The organism is Mesorhizobium sp. M2A.F.Ca.ET.037.01.1.1 (assembly GCF_003998075.1).
Taxonomy (GTDB): domain Bacteria; phylum Pseudomonadota; class Alphaproteobacteria; order Rhizobiales; family Rhizobiaceae; genus Mesorhizobium.
Genome location: NZ_RZSA01001610.1, coordinates 1 through 776 on the forward strand (window position 1 = coordinate 1; position 776 = coordinate 776).

Consider the following 776-nt stretch of genomic DNA (forward strand, 5'->3'; position numbering starts at 1 on the left):
AGACCCGAGGATCCATTCCGTTACCTCGATCGTAGGCGCGGCGAGCAGAATTCTGGATCGCCGCAACGCTTCGAAGTCACGGAATGGATCCTCGGGTCTGCGCCGCGTCGCTTCGCTCCTTGCTCCGCCCGTGGATGACGAAGTCACAGGCGTTTCCGCCAAACATTCGACGTCCAGAGAACTTCTGGGCAACGCCTCAGTGCACCAGAAACTCCCCATCGACCTTCCGCCACTCATTCGGCGCGACGAGCCTCTGGTGGGTATACGTCACCGAATGCAGCGGTCCGTCGAGCTTGGTCTTCCAGAATTCGATGAAGCGGATCAGCACCGGGAATTGCGGCGCTATGTCGTAATCCTGCCAGACAAAGCTTTGCAGCAGGTGCGGGTGGTCCGGATAGTGGTAAAGGATCTTGGCCGTGGTCAGCCCATATCCCCTGAGCATCAGGTCCATTTCGGAATTGTCGCGCATTGCGTTTCCTTGGTTGATTCTCCTTCCTCCCAACGCCGAATTGTGCGCACGGTTGCTTAACTGTCTATGGTTTTTTGCGAGGTCCCTAAAAATTTTTCTCATTAAAACAGGCGGTTAGCAGCCGCCCAGCGGGAGTGCTAGTAGCCTTGGGCGCTTGCCCCTGCGTCATCCCGCCGCGCGAATCCAACGTCTAATATTGCCGCCACGACGGAACTGTTAATAATGCCCGCGAATTCGCGGCCGTTTTGCCGCGATGCCGCTGGCGGCTCAAGCCGGCGAGAGTGGTTTGGGAGGAAAGCAGAAAATG

The 776-nt window shown here is 57.3% G+C and carries 1 protein-coding gene; it reads right to left on the minus strand.

Annotated elements, in window-relative coordinates; genetic code table 11:
• Positions 1 to 196: 196 nt before the first annotated feature.
• Positions 197 to 469 carry an usg protein gene (locus EOA27_RS38720; protein ID WP_126063777.1) on the minus strand — a complete coding sequence of 91 codons (273 nt, stop codon included), beginning with the start codon at positions 467 to 469 and terminating at the stop codon, positions 197 to 199.
• Positions 470 to 776 lie beyond the last annotated feature (307 nt).

What these genes read in the sequence shown, in the direction of transcription:
- EOA27_RS38720 (WP_126063777.1), bottom strand. Translation starts at nt 469, where the DNA reads ATGCGCGACAATTCCGAAATGGACCTGATGCTCAGGGGATATGGGCTG.